This window comes from Halorarius halobius (genome assembly GCF_024298865.1).
GTDB classification, from domain to species: domain Archaea; phylum Halobacteriota; class Halobacteria; order Halobacteriales; family Haloarculaceae; genus Halorarius; species Halorarius halobius.
In genome coordinates this window covers 1,758,771-1,779,236 of the sequence record NZ_CP101161.1, presented here as the reverse complement: position 1 = coordinate 1,779,236, position 20,466 = coordinate 1,758,771, and the positions used below count along the sequence as shown (strand labels likewise).

17 protein-coding genes are annotated in these 20,466 nt (G+C 67.8%); 12 read left to right on the top strand and 5 right to left on the bottom strand.

Annotated features, from left to right (window positions below; genetic code table 11):
* Positions 1-47: 47 nt before the first annotated feature.
* The 9 genes from NL112_RS09205 to NL112_RS09165 all read left to right on the top strand — a co-directional run bounded on the left by NL112_RS09205 (position 48) and on the right by NL112_RS09165 (position 11,947).
* A complete protein-coding gene (locus NL112_RS09205; protein WP_255152444.1) occupies positions 48-1,082 on the top strand; it encodes a hypothetical protein in 1,035 nt (344 codons plus the stop codon).
* A gap of 434 nt (positions 1,083-1,516) precedes the next feature.
* Entirely contained in the window at positions 1,517-3,835 is a 2,319-nt protein-coding gene (locus NL112_RS09200) for an arylsulfatase (RefSeq protein WP_255152441.1), read from the top strand.
* Between the two features lie 12 nt (positions 3,836-3,847).
* Complete coding sequence (locus NL112_RS09195) at positions 3,848-6,166, top strand: arylsulfatase (RefSeq protein ID WP_255152439.1); 2,319 nt, start codon at positions 3,848-3,850, stop codon at positions 6,164-6,166.
* A gap of 2 nt (positions 6,167-6,168) precedes the next feature.
* Complete coding sequence (locus tag NL112_RS09190; RefSeq protein WP_255152437.1) at positions 6,169-6,339, top strand: hypothetical protein; 171 nt, start codon at positions 6,169-6,171, stop codon at positions 6,337-6,339.
* A complete protein-coding gene (locus tag NL112_RS09185; RefSeq protein ID WP_255152435.1) occupies positions 6,336-7,466 on the top strand; it encodes a DUF8173 domain-containing protein in 1,131 nt (376 codons plus the stop codon). Before NL112_RS09190 ends, NL112_RS09185 begins: the two co-directional genes overlap by 4 nt.
* Positions 7,467-7,676: 210 nt before the next feature.
* Positions 7,677-8,783 (top strand): succinylglutamate desuccinylase/aspartoacylase family protein, encoded by a 1,107-nt coding sequence (locus NL112_RS09180; protein WP_255152433.1) that lies wholly within the window; start codon positions 7,677-7,679, stop codon positions 8,781-8,783.
* Positions 8,784-8,831: 48 nt separating this feature from the next.
* Positions 8,832-9,845, top strand: coding sequence for an AI-2E family transporter (locus NL112_RS09175; RefSeq protein ID WP_255152431.1), 1,014 nt, complete (start codon positions 8,832-8,834; stop codon positions 9,843-9,845).
* A 139-nt stretch (positions 9,846-9,984) separates the two neighbouring features.
* Positions 9,985-10,866: a bile acid:sodium symporter family protein gene (locus NL112_RS09170; protein WP_255152430.1), complete on the top strand. Its 882-nt coding sequence runs from the start codon at positions 9,985-9,987 to the stop codon at positions 10,864-10,866.
* 133 nt (positions 10,867-10,999) lie between these two features.
* Positions 11,000-11,947: a bile acid:sodium symporter family protein gene (locus NL112_RS09165; protein ID WP_255152428.1), complete on the top strand. Its 948-nt coding sequence runs from the start codon at positions 11,000-11,002 to the stop codon at positions 11,945-11,947.
* Positions 11,948-11,981: 34 nt separating this feature from the next.
* Here NL112_RS09165 and NL112_RS09160 read toward each other — a convergent pair whose 3' ends face one another.
* From NL112_RS09160 to NL112_RS09150, 3 genes are all read right to left on the bottom strand, one after another.
* Positions 11,982-12,884 carry a mechanosensitive ion channel family protein gene (locus NL112_RS09160; protein WP_255152426.1) on the bottom strand — a complete coding sequence of 301 codons (903 nt, stop codon included), beginning with the start codon at positions 12,882-12,884 and terminating at the stop codon, positions 11,982-11,984.
* A 552-nt stretch (positions 12,885-13,436) separates the two neighbouring features.
* Positions 13,437-14,021, bottom strand: coding sequence for a hypothetical protein (locus NL112_RS09155; protein WP_255152424.1), 585 nt, complete (start codon positions 14,019-14,021; stop codon positions 13,437-13,439).
* Between the two features lie 176 nt (positions 14,022-14,197).
* Positions 14,198-14,764, bottom strand: a complete 567-nt coding sequence (locus NL112_RS09150; protein WP_255152422.1) for a helix-turn-helix transcriptional regulator — start codon at positions 14,762-14,764, stop codon at positions 14,198-14,200.
* A 154-nt stretch (positions 14,765-14,918) separates the two neighbouring features.
* Between NL112_RS09150 and NL112_RS09145 the strand changes: the two genes are divergently transcribed.
* Entirely contained in the window at positions 14,919-15,566 is a 648-nt protein-coding gene (locus tag NL112_RS09145) for a hypothetical protein (RefSeq protein WP_255152420.1), read from the top strand.
* A gap of 151 nt (positions 15,567-15,717) precedes the next feature.
* On the opposite strand, the gene NL112_RS09140 is transcribed toward NL112_RS09145, so the two are convergent.
* Positions 15,718-17,775 (bottom strand): heavy metal translocating P-type ATPase, encoded by a 2,058-nt coding sequence (locus NL112_RS09140; protein ID WP_255152590.1) that lies wholly within the window; start codon positions 17,773-17,775, stop codon positions 15,718-15,720.
* A gap of 159 nt (positions 17,776-17,934) precedes the next feature.
* Positions 17,935-18,309 carry an SHOCT domain-containing protein gene (locus NL112_RS09135; protein WP_255152418.1) on the bottom strand — a complete coding sequence of 125 codons (375 nt, stop codon included), beginning with the start codon at positions 18,307-18,309 and terminating at the stop codon, positions 17,935-17,937.
* Positions 18,310-18,672: 363 nt separating this feature from the next.
* On the opposite strand from NL112_RS09135, the gene NL112_RS09130 reads away from it, so the two are divergent.
* Complete coding sequence (locus tag NL112_RS09130; RefSeq protein ID WP_255152416.1) at positions 18,673-19,836, top strand: hypothetical protein; 1,164 nt, start codon at positions 18,673-18,675, stop codon at positions 19,834-19,836.
* Between the two features lie 86 nt (positions 19,837-19,922).
* Positions 19,923-20,453: a halocyanin domain-containing protein gene (locus NL112_RS09125; RefSeq protein ID WP_255152414.1), complete on the top strand. Its 531-nt coding sequence runs from the start codon at positions 19,923-19,925 to the stop codon at positions 20,451-20,453.
* Positions 20,454-20,466: the final 13 nt, after the last annotated feature.

Genomic DNA, 20,466 nt, shown 5'->3' with positions numbered 1-20,466 from the left:
CGGGCGTCGGACGCTCCCAACCGAGGGCGGGTGGCCGGGGCCGAGCGATGGTGGATGATGCCCTCGTCGCCATCACCGTGGTCGGCGTGGTCGCGGTCGCCGCGACCGGCGCGAGCGTCGATTCGGGTCGGGTGACGGCACGGGAACCGGTCGGCTGCTCGGCGTCGCTCGTCCCGGTCAGCCAGGACGGCCGCGTGCAGTCCGCTCCAACGGTGTTCGAAGACATCGCGGGACAGGTCGCCGTCGAGGACGGGGACGTGCGGGTCCGGGGGGTCGCGGCCGGCGTCGACGAGGTGCTCGTCGCGATGCTCGACCGCCGGGGGCGGGTCGCCACCGAGATACTCGACGTCGGCGACGACGGCGTGTTCGAGGCCGACGTCGCGCTCACCACTGCGAGAGGGACGTCGCTCAGCAAGGGGTCGATCGCGGCCACGGTCTACTCGCCGGGGCGTGACGGCGTCGTCGGCGACGGGGAGGTCGGCGGCATCACCCGGGCCAGCCTGGAGACGCTCGACGAGACCACCCGCGAGCGCATCCGCCGGGCACGGGCGAACCGAACGGCGAAGACCCGCGAGCAGATACAGGACTTCATGTTCGAACAGACGGTGAACGACAGCGGGAGCGACGACCTCGCGCTCGTGGACACGTTCTGGTTCGTCGACGGCCGGACGAGCATCGAAACCGTCGGCCCGGTGACGGCGAACCCGACCGGCGTCGACACCGTCCACGTCGGGGAGACGCTGCGCGTCCGTGGACTCACGAACCGCAAACCAGCGGACACCGTCGTCACCGTCGACGCCGTCGACGGGGCGACCGGCCGCGTCGTCGCGTTCGCCGCGACTGACACCTGGGAAGCCGACGGCGTGTGGACGGTCTATCTCGACACCGAGGGGCTTGAGCCCGGCACGTACGTCCTCGAGTCGGACGACGGTGACGACAGCGACCGCGTGACGGTTCGGCTCCGTCCGCGCGATTCGAGGAACGGGACCGCGAGGAACGCGAGCGTGACCGCCGACATCGGGGAGACACCGAGAACAGGGCGGCTCGCTCCGGAGCCGGCGGTGGAGACGGGTCGCTGTTAGGATTCGTCCGATCGGTGCTTGCGTCGGCGCGTGATAGCCACGATGGCGACCATGCCGACCAGTGCGACTATCGCAGTCACGAGTAATCGTTTCATCGCAGTCGACACGTCGACAGACCAGTACAAATAGCCGGAGCACCGTTGCGACGGTCAAACGGCACCTACCGACCGACAGATAGGCAGTTCCGCCCGTGGCCGGCACCGCGGCGCGAACGGACGCCGACGTGAGAGGGACTGGCGCGGACGGCGGACCACGGCGGCGAGAGCGATAACCTCGAGTTTCGGACCGCTAAGCCGAGCGAACTCCCCGATAGTGTCGTGATTACAAAGTGCTGATATGCCGAGTGAACCGTCGGTAGGCCTCCGAGACCCGCGGCCAGCGCCGTGCGCGGGCCCTCAGTGGCACCGCGTCGGTGGGCCCTACACAGAACATCCATGCCAGACCAAGAATTTCACGGCCACATCGGCCGGACGTACGACGAATCCGAACCCTGGTGGCCCGAGCAGACGCAGGCCCCCGAGGACGCGCCGAACGTTCTGCTGATAACGCTCGACGACGTCGGCTTCGGTCAACTCGGCTGTTACGGCGGACTCATCGACACCCCGAACATCGACCGCCTCGCAGAGAACGGCCTCCGGTACAACAACTTCCACACGACGGCGCTGTGTTCACCCACCCGGTCGTGTCTCCTGACCGGTCGCAATCACCACTCGAACGCCATGGCCGGCATCACCGAGATCTCGACGGGGTTCCCGGGCTACAACGGCCACATCCCCCACGAGAACGGGATGGTCTCGGAAGCGCTCGTCGAGGAAGGCTTCAGTACCTACGCGCTCGGCAAGTGGCATCTCACGCCGGCCGAGTCGACGAGCGCCGCCGGTCCCTACGACCAGTGGCCGCTCAACCGCGGGTTCGAGCGGTTCTACGGGTTCCTCGGCGGCGACACCGACCAGTACACGCCCGCACTGGTCCACGACAACCACCAGACGGAGCCGCCGGCGACCCCGGAGGAAGGCTATCACCTCACCGAGGACCTCGCCCAGCGGGCCATCGAGTTCATCGGCGACGCCAAACAGGTCGACCCCGACAAACCCTTCTTCACGTACTTCTGTCCCGGGGCGTGTCACGCCCCTCACCAGGTTCCCAAGGAGTGGGCCGACAAGTACGAAGGCGAGTTCGACATGGGCTGGGACGAGGCCCGCGAGAAGATCCTCGAACAGCAGAAGCAGCTGGGCGTCGTCCCGGACGGCACGGACCTCTCGCCGCAGAACCCCGACGTGGACCGCTGGGACTCCCTCTCCGAGGACGAACAGCAGTTGTACGCCCGGATGATGGAGGTGTTCGCGGGGTTCCTGGAGCACACCGACGCCCAGATCGGGAAGGTGCTCGACTACCTCGAGGAGATCGGCGAACTCGACGACACGCTCGTGATGCTCGTCTCGGACAACGGCGCCAGCGCCGAGGGCGGTCCCACCGGCTCGGTCAACGAGAACCGCTTCTTCAACAACGTCCCCGAAGACCTGGAGGACAACCTCGAAGCGATGGACACGCTCGGCGGTCCCGAGCACTTCAACCACTACCCGTGGGGCTGGACGTGGGCCGGCAACACGCCGTTCCAACGCTGGAAGCGGGAGACCTACCGCGGCGGGGCGAGCGATCCCTTCATCGTCTCCTGGCCGAACGGCATCGACGCTCGCGGCGAAATCCGCGAGCAGTTCGTCCACGCCATCGACCTCGTCCCGACCATCTACGACGCGGTCGGCATCGACCCGCCCGAGGAGATAAAGGGCTACTCGCAGTCGCCCATCGAGGGGACGAGTTTCGCGTACACGTTCGACGAACCGGACGCGCCCGAACAGCACACCACCCAGTACTTCGAGATGCTCGGGACGCGAGCCATCTACCACGACGGCTGGCGCGCGGTTCACCCCTGGCCGTTCGGCGAACCGATGACGGCCGAGGCCCTCTCGGCGACCAGACTCGAAGACTCCGGCTGGGAGCTGTACCACGTCGCGGAGGACTTCTCGGAGGCGCACGACGTGGCGAGCGAACATCCCGAGAAGGTGCTGGAGATGGCCCAGTTATGGTGGACCGAGGCAGGCAAACACGACGTCCTGCCGCTGGACGGTCGCGGCACCCAGCGACTCGCGGAGGCCCGGCCCCAGCCGGGCAAGCCCCGCGACACCTACGTCTACCACCCCGGCGGCCAGTACATCCCCGAGAACGCTGCTGTCAGGGTGTTCAACCGCGACCACAGCATCACCGCGGACTTGGTCGTGCCCGTCGGTGGCGCCGAGGGTGCCTTGCTCGCCCACGGCTCCCGGTCGGGAGGGTACTCGCTGTACGTCGACGAGAACCGCCTGAAGTACGTCCACAACTACGTCGGCGTCGAGGAGTACGAGGTGGTCGCCGACGAGATGCTCCCCGAGGGCGACGTCTCGGTCCGGATGGAGTTCGAGGCGACCGGCGAGGCGGACGTGGCGAACGGGAAGGGTGTCCCGGCGACGGTTCGGCTCTACTACGACGACAAACAGGTCGGGGAGGGCGAGATTCCGGTGACGACGCCCATCACGACCGGCCTCACCGCCGGCCTGAGTTGCGGCAAGGACAGCGTCAACGCCGTCACCGACGAGTACCGGGACCGCACGCCGTTCGCGTTCACGGGCGACATCGCACGGGTGACCGTCGACGTCAGCGGCGAGCCGTTCGTCCACGAGGAGGCCGAGCTGGACCGCATCATGGCGAGAGAGTAACCTCAGAACACAATGCCAGACCAAGAATTTCACGGCCACATCGGCCGGACGTACGACGAATCCGAACCCTGGTGGCCCGAGCAGACGCAGGCCCCTGAGGACGCACCGAACGTCCTGCTGATAACGCTCGACGACGTCGGGTTCGGACAGCTCGGCTGCTATGGAGGACTGATCGACACCCCGAACATCGACCGGCTCGCCGAGAACGGCCTCCGGTACAACAACTTCCACACGACGGCGCTCTGTTCGCCGACGCGGTCGTGTCTGCTCACCGGCCGGAATCACCACTCGAACGCGATGGCTGGCATCGCCGAGGCGTCGACGGGGTTCCCGGGCTACAACGGCCACATCCCCCACGAGAACGGGATGATTTCGGAGGCGCTCGTCGAAGAGGGCTATAGCACGTTCCACCTCGGGAAGTGGCACCTGACCCCGGCCGAGTCGACGAGCGCAGCGGGCCCGTACGACCAGTGGCCGTTACAGCGAGGATTCGAGCGGTTCTACGGGTTCCTCGGCGGCGACACCGACCAGTACACGCCCGGACTGGTCCACGACAACCACCAGACGGAGCCCCCAGCAACGCCCGAGGAAGGCTATCACCTGACCGAGGACCTCGCCCAGCGGGCCATCGAGTTCATCGGCGACGCCAAACAGGTCGACCCCGACAAGCCGTTCTTCACGTACTTCTGTCCCGGGGCGTGTCACGCCCCCCATCAGGTCCCACAGGAGTGGGCCGACAAGTACGAAGGCGAGTTCGACATGGGCTGGGACGAAGCCCGCGAGCAGATCCTCGAACAACAGAAGCAGCTGGGTGTCGTCCCAGAGGACACCGACCTCTCCCCGCAGAACGAAGACGTTCAGCGGTGGGACTCGCTCTCCGAGGACGAACAACGGCTCTACAGCCGGATGATGGAGGTGTTCGCGGGGTTCCTTGAGCACACCGACGCCCAGATCGGCAAGGTGCTCGACTATCTCGAGGAGATCGGCGAGTTGGAGAACACGCTCGTGATGCTCGTCTCGGACAACGGCGCCAGCGCCGAGGGCGGTCCCACCGGCTCGGTCAACGAGAACCGCTTCTTCAACAACGTCCCTGAAGACCTGGCGGAGAACCTTGAGGCGATGGACGACCTCGGCGGGCCGGAGTACTTCAACCACTACCCGTGGGGCTGGACGTGGGCCGGCAACACACCGTTCCGCCGCTGGAAGCGCGAGACCTATCGTGGCGGCGCAAGCGACCCGATGGTGGTCTCGTGGCCCAACGGTATCGAGGCCCGCGGCGAGGTCCGCGAGCAGTTCGTCCACGCTATCGACCTCGTCCCGACCATCTACGAGGCGGTCGGCATCGACCCGCCCGAGGAGGTGAAAGGCTACTCGCAGTCGCCCATCGAGGGGACGAGCTTCGCGTACACGTTCGACGAATCGGACGCGCCCGAACAGCACACCACCCAGTACTTCGAGATGATCGGCACGCGTGCCATCTACCACGACGGCTGGCGTGCCGTCCGTCCGTGGCCCTTCGGGCAACGGATCACAGCGGAGGCCCTCTCGGCGACGAGTCTGGAGGACTCCGGCTGGGAGCTGTACAACCTGCGTGAGGACTTCTCGGAGGCGCACGACGTGGCGAGCGAACATCCCGAGAAGGTGCTGGAGATGGCCCAGTTATGGTGGACCGAGGCCGGCAAACACGACGTGCTCCCGCTGGACGGCCGGGGCGTCGAGCGGCTGGCGGAACCCCGGCCCCAGCCGGGCAAGCCCCGCGACCAGTACGTCTACCACCCCGGCGGCCAGCACGTCCCCGAGAACGCCGCCGTGAGAGTGCTGAACCGCGACCACAGCATCACGGCCGACCTGACGGTGCCCGTCGGTGGTGCCGAGGGCGTCCTGCTCGCGCACGGCAGCCGGTCGGGCGGCTACAGCCTGTTCGTCGACGAGAACCGGCTCCACTACGTCCACAACTACGTCGGCGTCGAGGAGTATCAGGTGTCGGCGGACGAGCCGCTCCCGGAGGGCGACGTCTCGGTCCGCATGGAGTTCGAGGCGACCGGCGAGCCCGACATCCCGAACGGCGAGGGCGTCCCCGGGACGGTCCGCCTCTTCTACGGCGACCGGCAGGTCGGCCAGATCGACCTCCCGAAGACGGTTCCAATCATGATCGGCATCGTCGCCGGCCTGAGCTGTGGAAAAGACGCCGTCAACGCCGTCAGCGACGTCTACCGCGACCGCGCGCCGTTTGCGTTCACCGGCGACATCGCACGGGTGACCGTCGACGTCAGCGGCGAACCGTTCGTCGACCACGAGGCCGAACTGGACCGCATCATGGCGAGAGAGTGAACATGGCCACCGGGTACGACTCCCCACGTCCGTTCCGGTACGACGCCGGTGTCGACCACCGGGAGGTCGGCCACCGCCAGCACGACGTGGGCGAGCCGTGCCCCGGCCGACCGGTCGAACGCCCGGAGACCGCCAGCGACGGCCCATCCGCCGGGGCGAACCACGACACATGACGACGATTCCCCGGGGCTTCCTCGCCGTTCTGGCCGTGGCGGTCGTTCTCGCGGGCATCGCCGGCCCGGTGGGTGGCGAGACGACGACCGCCCAGCTACGACAGGAACCAGTGGTCACGGAGTTGGACCTCCGGGCGTCGCTCACGGGCGAACTCGTCGTGGTCGCCGGCTGGTTCGAGGTCACGGCGCTCGTCGACGGCCGCCTCGACACGGGTGCCCAGGAGACGGACCTCGGCGGGACGGTCGACGTGGACCTCGCGGAGCCGTTCGGGGAGTTCGCGTACCGCGGTGCGGTCGTCGGCACCGTCAACGCGAGCCGCGTCCTGTTCGCCTTCGAGGGGAACGCGAGCACCCTCGGGTGGTCGGCGGAAGTCGTTCCACCCACCGCGTCGGCGGCGACTGGCGGTGACGGCGGCGCGAGTCGGAACGTCGGACTCGCTGGGACGGCGGGCGTCCTGACCATCGACCCCGGGAGTTCCGAACCCCCCGAACGGACGCCAGCCGTCGACCCGACCGAACGGCTGGGCCGCCCCACCGCGTCGGTCCCACCGTTGCAGCTCAGACCGTTCCGGCAGCTGGGCATCTCCTTTTTCGACCTCTACTGGCAGCTCGCCACGCTCGTCCTCGGCCTGCTGGTGGTCGGCCTCTTCCCGAACGCCTCCCGCCGGGTCGCCGACCTCGGTGCCAGCGACCCGTTGCGGACCGGCGGAGCCGGCCTCGCCGTCGTGTTCCTCGTCCCCGTCGCGCTGCTGGTGCTCGGGCTGAGCCTGTTCGGCATCCCGCTGGCCGTCGCGGGGGCCGCCGTCTACCTCGTCCTCTGGTGGGTCGGCGCCGTCTACGGCCGGTTCACGGTCGGGCTGTGGGTGCTCGGCGCCGTCCCCCGGGCGCTGGCGCTCGTCGACATCGACGCCAGGCGGGTCGAGAACCGCTGGGCCGGGCTGCTGGTCGGGACGGCCGTGGTCGGACTCCTCGTGCTGCTACCGACGGTAGGCCCGCTCGTCGAAGCCGTCGTCCTCCTGCTCGGTCTCGGCGGCATCACCCGTCTGGCCTACGGGTCGTATCGGCGCACGGAGCGAGTGGAACGGGCGCCCACCGTCGAGGCCGGCGTCGGTTCCGGCGACGAGTGAGGGACCGAGCGGGAAGACGGACGCCCTCACCGAGACGACCGGGGGGGCCGCCTGCTCGGCACCGCCACGGCGACGGGGCAGTCGTCCGGTAAGCCGACCCAGTTTCGCGGACACCCGACCGAACGGCCGGTTGCGGTTGCATAACAAAGCCCCGCCGGCTCCGTAGTAGTCTCACAGCGGCGACGAGCCGACATCGAATCACCGACCACCATGAGTTCCGAACACGACGCGCCACGACCCTTCCGCTACGACGCCGAGGTCGACCCCGGCGAGACCAAACACATCCAGTACGAGGTGGGCGAGACGTACCTCGGTCGGCCGGTCGAACTACCGGTGACGGTCATCAACGGGGAGTACGCCGGGCCGCGACTGTGCCTGAGCGCGGCCATCCACGGCGACGAGGTCAACGGCGTCAAGGTGCTCCACGAGGTGGCCGACCGCTACGACCCGGCGGACCTCCACGGCACCATCGTCTGTCTGCACGTCGTGAACGTGCCCGGCTACATCGCCCAGCAGCGCTACCTCCCCATCTACGACCAGGACCTCAACCGGTCGTTCCCGGGGACCGAGGGCGGGTCGACCGCCTCGCGGATGGCCCGGATCATCTGGGACCGCTTCGTCAGCAAGTGCGACTTCGGGCTGGACTTCCACACGTCGACGCGCAACCGGATGACCGTCTTCCACGGCCGCGCCGACATGGACGACGAGGGCATCCAGCGGCTCGTCGACGCGGCGGGCCTGTCGCTCGTCCTCTCCGGCGAGGGGAGTTCCGGGATGCTCCGGCGGGTGGCGACCGAGAACGGGACGCCAATCGTCACCGTCGAGATGGGCGAGGCGAACCGCTTCCAGCCGATGCTCGTCGACCTCGGCCTGCAGGCCGTCGAGAACGTGCTGGCGGGCTACGAGATGTACCCCGACGCGACGCCGGAGCGGTCGGAGATGCAGAAGGTGCTCACGAGCGAGCACCAGAAGACGTGGATTCGAGCCGACCACGGTGGCCTCGTCGACATGAAGTGGGGGCCCATGCCCATCGTCGACGAGGGCGAGACCATCTGTGTCATCTCCGGCCACTTCAAACAGGAGCAACACGTGGTCGAGGCCCCGTTCGACGGGTTCCTCGCCGGCATCCTGGCGAACCCACGGGTCCTGCCGGGCCATCCGCTCGTACATCTCGTCGAAATCGACGACGAGGACCGCGAGCACGTGCGACGCTTCTACGAGGACATCGGATTCGCGAGACACGGCATCTTCCACTGGATGGGGAAGATGGGCGAGCGGATGACCGAATCGCTCCTCGAGGAGCGTCACGAGGAGTGAACCGAACGCGACCACCCGAACGACCACAGGAGCGACTGGACACCTGGGATGACCGAACACGACGGCCCCCCATCGACCACCTTCCTCAGGCTGCTCCTCCTGGTGGTCGGCACGCTGTCGGTCCTCCTCGTGGTGCCGTTCCTCCAGTTCGTGCTGGCGGCGGGCCTGCTGGCGTACCTCGTCGAGCCGGTGAGCAGTCGCCTCTCGCGCCGACTCGGGCCGACCACCGCCGCCCTCCTGACGATGCTCGCAACGGGGTTCGTCGTCCTCGTTCCCCTGCTTCTCATCGTCGGCGTCGCGGCCGAACAAGCCGTGTCGCTGATACAGGGGGCCGAACGTCCGGATGGCGCGGCCATAGAGGCGTTCGTCCAGCGATGGGTCGGACTCGACGTCGACCTCCCGGCGCTGGCCGGGCCGCTGGTCGGGGCCGTCGAGACCGGAATCCGGGGGCTCGTGGGGCGACTCGTCGGCGTCCTCGGGGCCATCCCGGCGTTCCTCGTCGGGACCGTCGTCTTCCTGTTCTCCTTCTTCTATCTCCTGCGGGACGGGGACGACCTGGTAGCCTGGCTCCGGGCGGCGGTCCCGCTCGGACCGACGGCGACGGACGACCTTCTCGGACGGACCGACGACCTCCTGTGGGCGGCGGTGGTCGGCAACGTCGTCGTCGCCGGATTGCAGGCGATACTGACGGTCATCGGCTTTCTCGTCCTCGGGTTCGACAACATCGTCTTCTGGGGCGTCGTCACGTTCGCCCTGTCGCTGCTGCCGATAATCGGCGCCTCCGTGGTCTGGATTCCCGCGATGGGCTATCTCCTCGCCGTGGGGCGCGTGCCGGAGGCGGTCGGCCTGCTGGTGTACGGCACCTTCGTCATCAGCGGGTCGGACAACGTCGTCCGCCCGCTGGCGATGCACCGCGGGGCCCGGCTCAACCCCGGACTGCTCGTGCTCGGCATCTTCGGCGGCGTCGCAGTCTTCGGCTTCCTCGGTCTCTTCGTCGGCCCGGTGCTGTTCGGACTCTCGAAGGACGTCGTCGAACTGCTGGTCGAAGAACGAGAGGCGTGACCGCCGGCCACCGGTCCCGTAAGTGAGGTCTCCGGTAAGGTGAACGAACGGCGGGCGGCGTGAAGCCTACCGGGAGTTCGTGACGCATAACAAAGCCCTCGGCGGCCGAAGCGGAGCCACCTCCGGTGAGTGACCGACCATGGCCGTCATCCTCGAATCGCTCGCCACGCTGTCGGTGTTGGTGTTCGTCGTGACCAGCATGTTAGCGATGGGGCTGAGCCTGACAGTCGGGCAGATACTCGAACCGCTCCGGGACCTCCGAATGGTGGGGAAGGCGCTGGCGGCCAACTTCGTGCTGGTCCCGCTTGTGGCGTACGCCATCCTGCTCGTGGTGCCGCTGTCGGAGCCACAGTCCATCGGCCTCGTCGTCCTCGCGACCGCCGCCGGTGCGCCGTTCCTGCCGAAACTCGTGGAGATGGCCGAGGGCGACGTCGCCTTCGGCGTGGGGCTGATGGTGCTGTTGATGGTTGTGACGGTGCTCTACGTCCCGGTCGTGCTCCCGCTGTTGCTCCCGGGCGTGCAGGTGAACCCGCTCGACATCGCCGGGTCGCTGGTCACGCTGATGCTCCTGCCGCTCGCCGCCGGGCTGTTCGTGAAGGCCCGGTACGCGGAGACGGCCGACTCTCTGCAACCGATTGCGAGTCAGGTGTCCAGCACGGCGCTGGTGTTTCTGGTCGTGCTCATGCTCGTGTTGAACGTCGATTCGCTGGTCAGCGTCATCGGGACCGGCGCACTCCTCGCGCTGGTAGTGTTCATCGCCGTCTCGTTCGGCGTGGGGTTCCTCCTCGGCGGGCCGGCCTACGAGAGCCGGTCGGTGCTGGCGCTCGGCACGGCCCAGCGAAACGTCTCGGCGGCGCTGGTGGTCGGCGCGGCGAACTTCGAGGACCCGAACGTGGTTATCATGCTCGTCGTCGGGGCGACGCTGATGGGACTGCTCATCGTCGTCGCCGGCGAGATGGGCAAACGCACCGGACAGCCCGGCGTGAGCCGACGCCGCGAGGAGGCGACGTATGACGATTGAGCCACCCGGACGGTCGGCACCGAGAGCGAGACGCCGCTGGATTTTCCACCGACGGCGACGCGGCCAGGAGCCGGACGCGCTCCTCGAACGCGGCAGGACAACACCATCGCCACCGGCTCGTCGGTGACCGAGCGTGCAGGTGGCGACCGACCTCGTCGACGCGCTGGTCACCGTCCTCACCAGCGTCCAGGGAATCCTCGTGACGATCTCGCTCGTCTCGATGCTGACGGCGTTCGGGATGCAGTTGACCCGGGGGGACGTCCGACGCACCACCCGCGAGTACAACCTCGTCGCACGGTGGATACTCGCGAACCTGCTCGCGGTTCCGCTGTTCGCGGCCCTGCTGGGGGCGGTCATCGGCCTCCCCGACTCGATACTCGTCGCGCTCCTGCTCGTCGCCGTCGCGCCCGGCGCGCCGTTCATCCCGCAACTCGCCACCATGGCGGGCGGCAACTCGCACGAGGCTATCAGACTCACCGCCGCCCTGACCGTCGTCGCCACGGTGACCGTCCCGCTGCTCGTCTTCGTCACGCTGGAGCTACTGCAGGTGGGCATCGGCGTCTCGCTCGTTCGACTTCTCCTCCCGCTGCTGCTCGCGCTCGTGGTCCCACTCGTCGCCGGCGCGGCCCTGCGGGACCGGCGACCGGACCTCGCGGCTCCGGCCACCAGAGGACTCATCGCGCTGTCCAACGTGACGCTGCTGCTCGCGCTCGTACTCGTCGTTCTCCTGAACCCCGGAACGGCCCGACGAGCACTCGCGATCCTGTACGGAACCGGAGCGCTCCTGTTGATGGCACTGTTCGTCCTCGCGTCCATCGCAATCGGCTGGCTCACCGGGGGGCCGACTCCACAGAACCGACGAATCCTCGCACTCGGGACGGCCGCTCGCAACGTCAACATCGCGCTGTTCATCGCGACGGTCGCGTTCCCCGATTCGACCGCCGAAGACAGCATCGTCGCGTTCGCATTCATCATGTTCGCCGTCTCGCTACTCGTCGCGTGGTACTGGCGACACCACCCCCTCACGGAGGAATCCACACAGGGGAGCGAGTCGCCGAAGCGACAGTCCCCCGAAAGCTAGCTCCGGTGCTTCGGATGCCTCACGGACGGGGCGGTCAGGTCGGGGTGCGCCGCCGTTGGTCGTGGCGCCCGTCGACGTCGATACCGCCGGTGAGGCGGACGGGGTTCGGGTCCTGGGTGATACCGTCCCGCTCGAACCGCCGGAGCACGTTCCTGATGTACCGCGTCCGGAGCCGGTTGAAATCCGAACGCGATGGCCTCCCCATCCAGATGCGTGCCTTCAGCCCGACGTAGGTGTCGCCCAGTTCGGTGATTCTGACGCTGGGGCTCGGACTGGAAAGCACCTCCTCGAACGCCGCGGCTTCCTCCTTGATGATGGCCGTCGCCCGGTCGACGTCACCGTAGCCGACGTCGAACTGGACGGAGATGCGGAGGCGGCCGAACGCGACCGGGTTGGTGATGGCCGTGTTCGCGAGTTCGGTGTTGGGTACGGCCACGAGTTCGTTGTCGAACGTCCGGACGCGCGTGACCCGGAGGCTGATCTGCTCGACGCGCCCACGCTTGTCGTCCCACTCGATCCAGTCCCCGACCTCGAACAGCCGTTCGTTGATGATGTACAGCCCGGCGAGCAGGTTCGCGATGAGGTCGTTCGCCGCGAGACCGAGGGCGATGACGATAGCACCGCTGACGGCCGAGAGCGCGGTGAGGACGGAGCCGAATCCGGCGACAGCGAAGGCGACGCCGAACGCGAGGGCCGCGCTGACGATCTGGCCGGCGAGGCTGGCGAGGCTGACGATCGAGGGGTCGACGTGGCGCTCGGTCAGCAGTTTCGTCCCGTATCTGACCAGCACGAGACGGGCCAGAACGTACACGACCACGAGCGCGACGACGAACACGAACATGGCGCGGAGCGTGCTCGTCTGCTGTCCTTCGAACAGCGCGACGATCTCGTCGATCTGGAGTCCCCACGGTGGCAGCTGGGGTGGCTGGATCGACATACGGGACGTACGACACAGAGACACAAAACCGGTTAGGTGAGGCCGCTCGCGACCGATTCGGCGACCGACCGGAACCGCCGCCCCGGCCGGATGTCTCCATGAACATCCGCCACTGGTCGAACGCGTGTCGGTGGGGCTCCAGCGTCGACGCCGACGGTTTCTTCGGTTTCTGGACTCGTCGATGTACGCCTGAAGCGGGTCGACATCGATCTGCTGGAAACGGCGCCGGCTGACGGATGCAGGACTGCTATAGTGGGTTGAGCCGTCGAACTATCGAAACACTACCGAAGGCGAACGACATCCCACCGACGAAGTGGATACATCGGAACGGGTCGAAGAGTAACCCTTAGTGGAATCGCCATCCAAAACCCACCGGCGGCAATGATGAACGTTACCCCCTCAGAGCCCCTTATGAAGAGGAGTTTACTCTGAGCCGTCACTTCCTACTGAGTCTACTACCCGAGCGGACGACGAGTTCCTCTTGACTCGGCATGCGCGCTCCAGCGCCGAGTGCGACGAAAGAGAAGAAAGAGAATAGAAATCGGGCGCCGATTACGTCCCGTTCCCGCTGTCCTCCACGACCGTTCGGTTCTGGGGAGAGACGTGACGCGAAATCGAGTCGTCAGCGGTGAGCACTCGCTCGTCGGACGCGACGTCGAACCGGAACACACCGGTCCCGTCGTCGACGGTCGAAGAGCGCTGTGAGGTCAGAGTCACCGTCGTCTCCTCACCAGCCGTTCGGACGTTACCCAGCGGGTCGACAGAAGACACCGATCCGGCGTCGAGATTTACCGTCGCGACGACACGCGGGGGTGCCGTCTCGTTTCGCGCGACGTAGACCTGGAGGTCGCCGTCGAGTGCCTCGATGTGGAAGTGGGGAGAGTCAGCGGCGTCGACGTGGTGTCGCACCGTCCGGTTCTCCCACGCGAGCGTCCGCGCGTCGTCGACGTCGCTCGGCTCCAGTCGGTCGTTGGGGTCGATTACCTCGGTGGTGTAGTTCGCGGGCGATGCCGTCTCCGCAGGCGTCTGGGCGGCAAGCGCGCCCTGCGGACTCGTGGTCATCGACACGGTAGCAGCACCGGCGCCGCCAGCGGCGAGCAGCACTGCGACCGTGAGTGTGAGTGCGGTGTATCGCATAGTTCCTCGATCAACGGCGAACCGGGGGGACACACTGCGGTGGGTCAGTTCGGGGACCAGCCGCCCCGACTCGCCTCACTCGCTACTTGTGTGAAAGCCCTCATAGGCATTGATTGAAAACGAGAGCGAGAGCCGTTGGAAACGCGTTTCACGGCGACGTTCTCCACTCGGTGGGGTCACAGAAGGTAGATAGTGTTGCCGAGTCCGGTGCGTCGACGCTCGAGGAGATCGCGGTTCTCGAGTTTGTCCAGCGTTCGGCTGACCGTCGCCTTCGAGAGGTCGGTCCGTTCGACGAGCTCACGCTGGGCGAGTTCTCCGTCGGCGTCGACCAGCGTGGCGTAGATGGTCTCCTCGTTGTTCCGTAACCGCGCGACGGTCTCCTCCCACTGCTCGTGGCGGTCTTCCCGCGGCTCCTGGTGCGAAGTTCCACCGCCGTTCACCCCCACGGCCCCACCGTTCGTCCGTCCCGGCGAGCCGCCGGTCACCGGTCGCGTCGTGCGGTGAGCGCGGTCGTGAACCAGGAGGTAGGTCCCACTCACCCCACACGCGCCAGCCGCGACGACGGCGACGGCGACGTCACGGTACGTGAAGTAATGGCCCACCGGTGTCGCCTGTGTCCCGTCGCCGCCGACGGAGACCACGATCGGGGACGGCGTGATTAGCTGGACAGCGAGAACCAAAACCGCGGCGACGAACACCGCCGCAGCGATGGCATGGACGTTCTGGAGGGCACGAATGTCCATAGTATAAACATTTAATACCGGCGTATAATGCTTGCCATTTCAAATCCAAAATAGCCACACAGACGGCCTGAAACGCGCATGAAACGAGTTTCAAACGTCTTCCAAATGCGTTTCATCCCGAATTTGATACAGCCTTCCACCAAACATCATACATATGCCCAGCAAGATTCGGTCCCGTCTCGTCGTTCTCGCGTGCCTCGCTGTCGTCGGCGTCGTCCTCGCGGGCGTCGGAACCGCGCTTTCGACGACCTCCCCCCTGACCGACGGCGACCCCAGCGCGAGATTCGTCGTGGCCGACGGGAACGTGACGTTCAGCGACGACGACGGGAACGTAACGCTCGTCGACGACGCCTCCCATATCAGGACGGTTCGGATTCGACGCACGGACGGCGGAACGTTCCGCGTCGATACGGAGACCGACCGCCCGTTGACGGCGGTGGAACGCGAACGCGCGGTCGAAATCGCACGCGCCAACGACTCCATCACACGGCGATTGGACGCTTTGGACGGCTACACGCTCACCGTCGGGCCGGTTCATCAGCCGGTCACGATGCAACTCGACGACGTCAGGTTCGACAACTCGACACAGACGGACGTCGGGCGCGTCGAGACGAGCGTGACCGAGACCGATAACGGAGTGGTGGTACACCGGAACGACAGCTCCACCTACGTCGACGACCGGGCCGTCGTCTTCGTCACCCGGCCCGACAGCTCCGACCTGAAGTACGCTATCGAGGTCGACCTCGCGAACGGAACTGTGACCAGCATCTCCGACCAGGAGCCACTGCGACGGAGGAAGTAGGCCGGTGGAAGGTAGATCACCACCGCCGTCGACCACATTCCGACGAGGAGTAGTCAGCCCGTTGGCCTCCGGTGACGAGGCGTTCGAACCGACTCCCTCTCCGACTTCTCGCGGACGAACGGCAGTCCTACTGACAGAGATTCGGCGTCGGTTAGTCTGCTGGCCGTGCCCCGCCGGACGCTGGCATTCCCGGAACGTTCGGTAGAGAGAGGTCCACCCGGCGCAGCAGTTGTGCGTTGATGGCGACGATGACCGTACTCAGGGACATCAGCAGGGCCCCCACCGCCGGCGACAACAGGATGCCGACAGGTGCGAGCACACCGGCCGCCAGGGGGATGGCGAAGACGTTGTAGCCCGCGGCCCAGACGATGTTTTCCTGCATCTTCCGATAGCTGGCCGCGCTGAGCTTCACCAGTCGGACCACGTCCATCGGGTTGTTCTGGACGAGGATGACGTCCGCGGACTGGACGGCCACGTCGGTTCCGCTCCCGATGGCGATGCCCACGTCCGCTCTCGTCAGCGCGGGCGCGTCGTTGACGCCGTCGCCGACCATGCCGACGAGCTTGCCCTCGTCCTGCAGTTCCTGCACTTTCGAGTCCTTGTCCTCGGGTAGCACCTCCGCGAAGACCGTGTCGATACCCAGTTCCTCGGCCACGGCGTGTGCCACCTCCTCGGAATCCCCGGTCAGCATCGCCACCTCGATGCCGACGTCGTGCAGGGCCTCGACGACGCGGTAGCTCTCTTCGCGGACGACGTCCGCCATGGCGACGGCCGCGATGAGCTCTCCGTCTCGAACGAGGTAGACGACGGTCCGGGCGCTCTCGCCGGCTTCCTCGGCGAACGACGCGAGCGGGTCGGGCACCTCGCTATCCAGGTGCTCCAGCATGTTCGGTCCGCCGACGTACACCTCCTGACCGTCGACGGTCGCCCTGACGCCGCGGCCTTTCATCGCCTCGAACCCGTCTGCGTCGGGCACGGTCACGCCGCGTTCGCTGGCCGCTTCGCGGACGGCGCGGGCGATCATGTGTTCGGAGTCCGCCTCGACGGCCGCCGCGAGCGCGAGCGCCTCCTCGTGGTCGACGCCCGCGACCGTCTCCATGCCCACGACGCCGTGTTCGCCCTCGGTGAGCGTCCCCGTCTTGTCGAAGATGATGGTATCCAGCTCGCGGGCCTGTTCCATGGCGATGCGGTCCCGGACGAGTATCCCGTTGCGGGCCGCCAGCGAGGTGTTGATAGCGACCACGAGCGGGATGGCGAGGCCGAGCGCGTGCGGGCAGGCGATGACCAGCACCGTCACCACGCGCTCGATGACCGTGGCGTCGAAGGTGGTCGCCACCGTCCACGCGACGGCGGTCACGACGGCCGCCCCGACGGCGACGTAGAACAGCCACCCTGCCGCTCGGTCGGCCAACACCTGCGTTCTGGACTTGCTCGACTGGGCTTCCTCGACCAGTCGCATGATGCCCGCCAGCGTCGTCTCGTCGCCGGTCGCGTCGATGCGAACGCGGAGGCTCCCGTCGCCGTTGACCGTGCCACCGATGACGTCGTCGCCCGGCTCCTTCGAAACCGGTTTCGACTCGCCCGTAATCATCGCCTCGTTCACGTCGGAGTCGCCGTCCTCGACGACGCCGTCCGCCGGCACGCTCGCGCCCGGCCGCACGAGCACGAGGTCACCCTCCGAGAGGTCGCCGACCGGCACTTCCTCGGTGTCACCGGACTGTGTCCGGTTGCCCGCGGGACTCTGTCCCGCGCTGCCACCGTCGGTGATGCGCTCGGCGGTGTCAGGCATGAGTTTCGCCAGTTCGTCGAGTGCGCTGGAGGCCCGCCGGACCGACCGCATCTCTATCCAGTGGCCCAGCAACATGATGTCGATGAGCGTCACCAGTTCCCAGAAGAAGGCCGAGGACGTGGGGAAGACGACGCTCGCGAGGCTGTAGACGAACGCGACCGAAATTGCCATCGAGATGAGCGTCATCATCCCCGGTTCTCCGTCCCGCAGTTCCGGGGCGGCCATCCGCAGGAACGGAACGCCGCCGTAGGCGAAGACGACGACGGCGAAGACGGGAGTTATCAACTCGCTACCGGGAAACGTCGGGACCGAAAAGCCCAGCCACGACTGGAGCGTTTCACTGTAGAGGAGAACGGGGACAGAGAGGAGCGTCGAGACGAAGAACCGACGGCGGAACATCTGCTCGTGACCCGCGTGCATCCCGCCGTGGTCATCGCCGCCATCGTGGTCGCCGTGGCCACCGCCGTGCTCGTCGTGTCCGTCGTCGTCCTCGACGTGCCGGTCCGTTCTCGCTTCCGGGGCCGAGTCGCGGCCGTAGTCGTCGTCAGTTCCGTTCGAGTTGTGAGGGTCGGCCACGAGTCACTCACCGCCCTGTAGTTTCCGGCGGCGCGCGTCGAACTCCTCTTCGTCGATTGCTCCCTCGGCGTAGCGCCGCCGCAGCGTGGTCAGCGCGTCGTCGGTCGTCTCCCCGCCGGAACCACGCCGGGCGAACAGCAGGTAGCCGAGACCGAGCGGGACGCCGACGAGGACGAGCGTCCAGAGCGTCATCCACAGGGCCCCGACAGTCCCACCGCCAGCCCAGCCGTGCGACCCCATCCAGCCGTCGTGATGGTGGAAGCCGTCGTCGCCGGTGTGAGCGGCGACAGGGCCGGTGACGGCGATACCGAACGCGACGAGCAGGACTGCCGTAGCGACGAACAGTGTCCCGGTTCGCTGGCCGAGTATTTGGTCCATGTTGACATATACGTTCGACTCGTTCACGTCGATTGTGGTTACGAATCCAACGCACTCTCCCCAATACAGATTGAATTCATAAGCAGATATGCCCCGGAAGCCGCGAGTCGAATCTGGGACGGGAGCGTCGGACCGGCCTCGACAGAGCCGCTTCGTCCACTACCGGAAACGGGGCCCCGGTGCCTCTCGCGACGAGACCACACCCGAGCCGTCACCGCTGGAACGTCGCGTTCCACCGGCGCTCGCCGAGCCGAATCACGTCGTCCGGCCACGCCCCCGGACGGAGCTACTCGACGGGAGGGGTTCGGCGCGGCCGAACACGTCGGGGCCGGGACTCAAGTGACTGGGCCGTGGGCCACGCACATGGTCGCCGAGCGTGTGTCGCGGTCGTCGCGCCGGTTCGTCCTGACGGGCGCGGCGCTGTTCGTCGCGTGGCGGGCCGCCGACCTGCTGGGCGCGGGTCGGTCGACCGCCGTCGCGCTCGGCCTCTACGGCTTCCTGTTTCTCACGCTGTTCGGGAAGGCGTACGCGCTGGTGCCGGCGTACTTCGACCGGACGCTGGCGCTCCCCGACGCGCCGCGCGTCCAGTGGCCGCTGTCGGTCACCGGGACGGTCCTGCTGGCCGCGGGCTACCCCGCCGTCGGCGCGGCCGCCTGGACGGCCGGCGTCGCCGTGTTTCTCGCGGCCCTGCTGTGGACCGTCCGCGACAATCCGCTCGGCCGGGAGACGGGGACGGGCGAGGCGAACGCCGACCGCCGCCGCGTCGACCGGGCCGCCAACGCGGCCGTCCCGGTCGCGTTGGCGTATCTCGCGGCCGGGAGCTACGACCTGCTGGCGGCCGCGGCGGGCCTGCCGACGCTCGTCGCCGCGCCCGCGCGGACCCACCTGCTCGCGGCGGGTACCGTCGCCCTGCTCGTGTTCGCCGTCGGATTCCGGCTGTTGCCGCGGTTCCTCGTCGGCCACCCGCCGCGGGCGCTCGTCGCGGTCGTGCTTCCGGCGGGCGCGCTCGGGCCGGCGCTCATCGCCGCCGGCTTCGGCGGGGGGCCGCTGTTCCACGCAGGGGCGGCGCTCGAGGCCGCCGCCGTAATCGGGTTCGCCGCCGCAGTCGTCCTGCTGGTCGTCCGCTCGGACCGGCGGCGGGTCGCCCGGTACGCTCTGCTGGCGGCGGCCGCGAGCGGGACCGCCGGGGTGGCGCTCGGCCTCTGGTTCGCCGTCAGCGGCCCCACCGGAGGGTTGATAGCGGCCCACTACCGGCTCAACCTCCTCGGGTTCCTCGGACTGACGGTGGTCGGCGCCGCCTACCAGTTCTACCCGCCCGGGGTGGGCACCCACCGCGGCGTCGACGACCGAACCGCGCTCGGGTCCATCGTCGCGCTGGCGGCCGGCCTGCTCGTCGCCGCCGTCGGAAGCGTCGTCTCGCCGCCGCTCGTGGTCGTCGGCGACGCGGTGACGCTCGCCGGCGCCGTCGCGTACGCCGGCCTGCTCGCCGCGCTGTTCGTCGAGCGGCACGGCCGGCAGGCGGTGTGAGTCGCGCCGCGAACACGTTCGGGTGCTGTCCCGCCGGTCGGGAACCGAAGCCACCGGTATGTCCCTCTCGCGGCAACGTCGAGGTGATGACGGACGACAGCCACACGACCCGACGGACGATGCTTCGAACCACCGGTGCGCTCGTCGTCGCGGGCGCCGTCGCCGGCTGTACGGGCGGCGGAACGACGGGCGACGACCCCGAGGACGGCGGGGAGTCGACGCCGACGGCGTCGGACAGTTCGACGGCCACCGAGGGATCGGGCGACAGCGCGGCCGACTTCGGCGGCTGGTTCGACGACGTGGGCAACTACGACGGCGTCGTCGACGCGACGGGACAAAGCGAGGTGACCGTCGAGGTCGGCACGGAGGCCAACGGCGGCGGGTTCGGCTTCGGCCCCGCCGCGGTGCGCGTCTCGACGGGGACGACGGTGGTCTGGACGTGGACCGGGAAGGGTAGCAGTCACAACGTCGTCGCCTCCGAGGGGGGCTTCGAGAGCGAGATGTACGACGACGAAGGCGCGACGTTCGAGCGGACGTTCTCGGAGGCGGCCACGCACAGGTACTACTGTCAACCCCACAAGGCGATGGGGATGAAGGGCGCCGTCGTCGTGGAGTAGTGAGCGCCCTCGT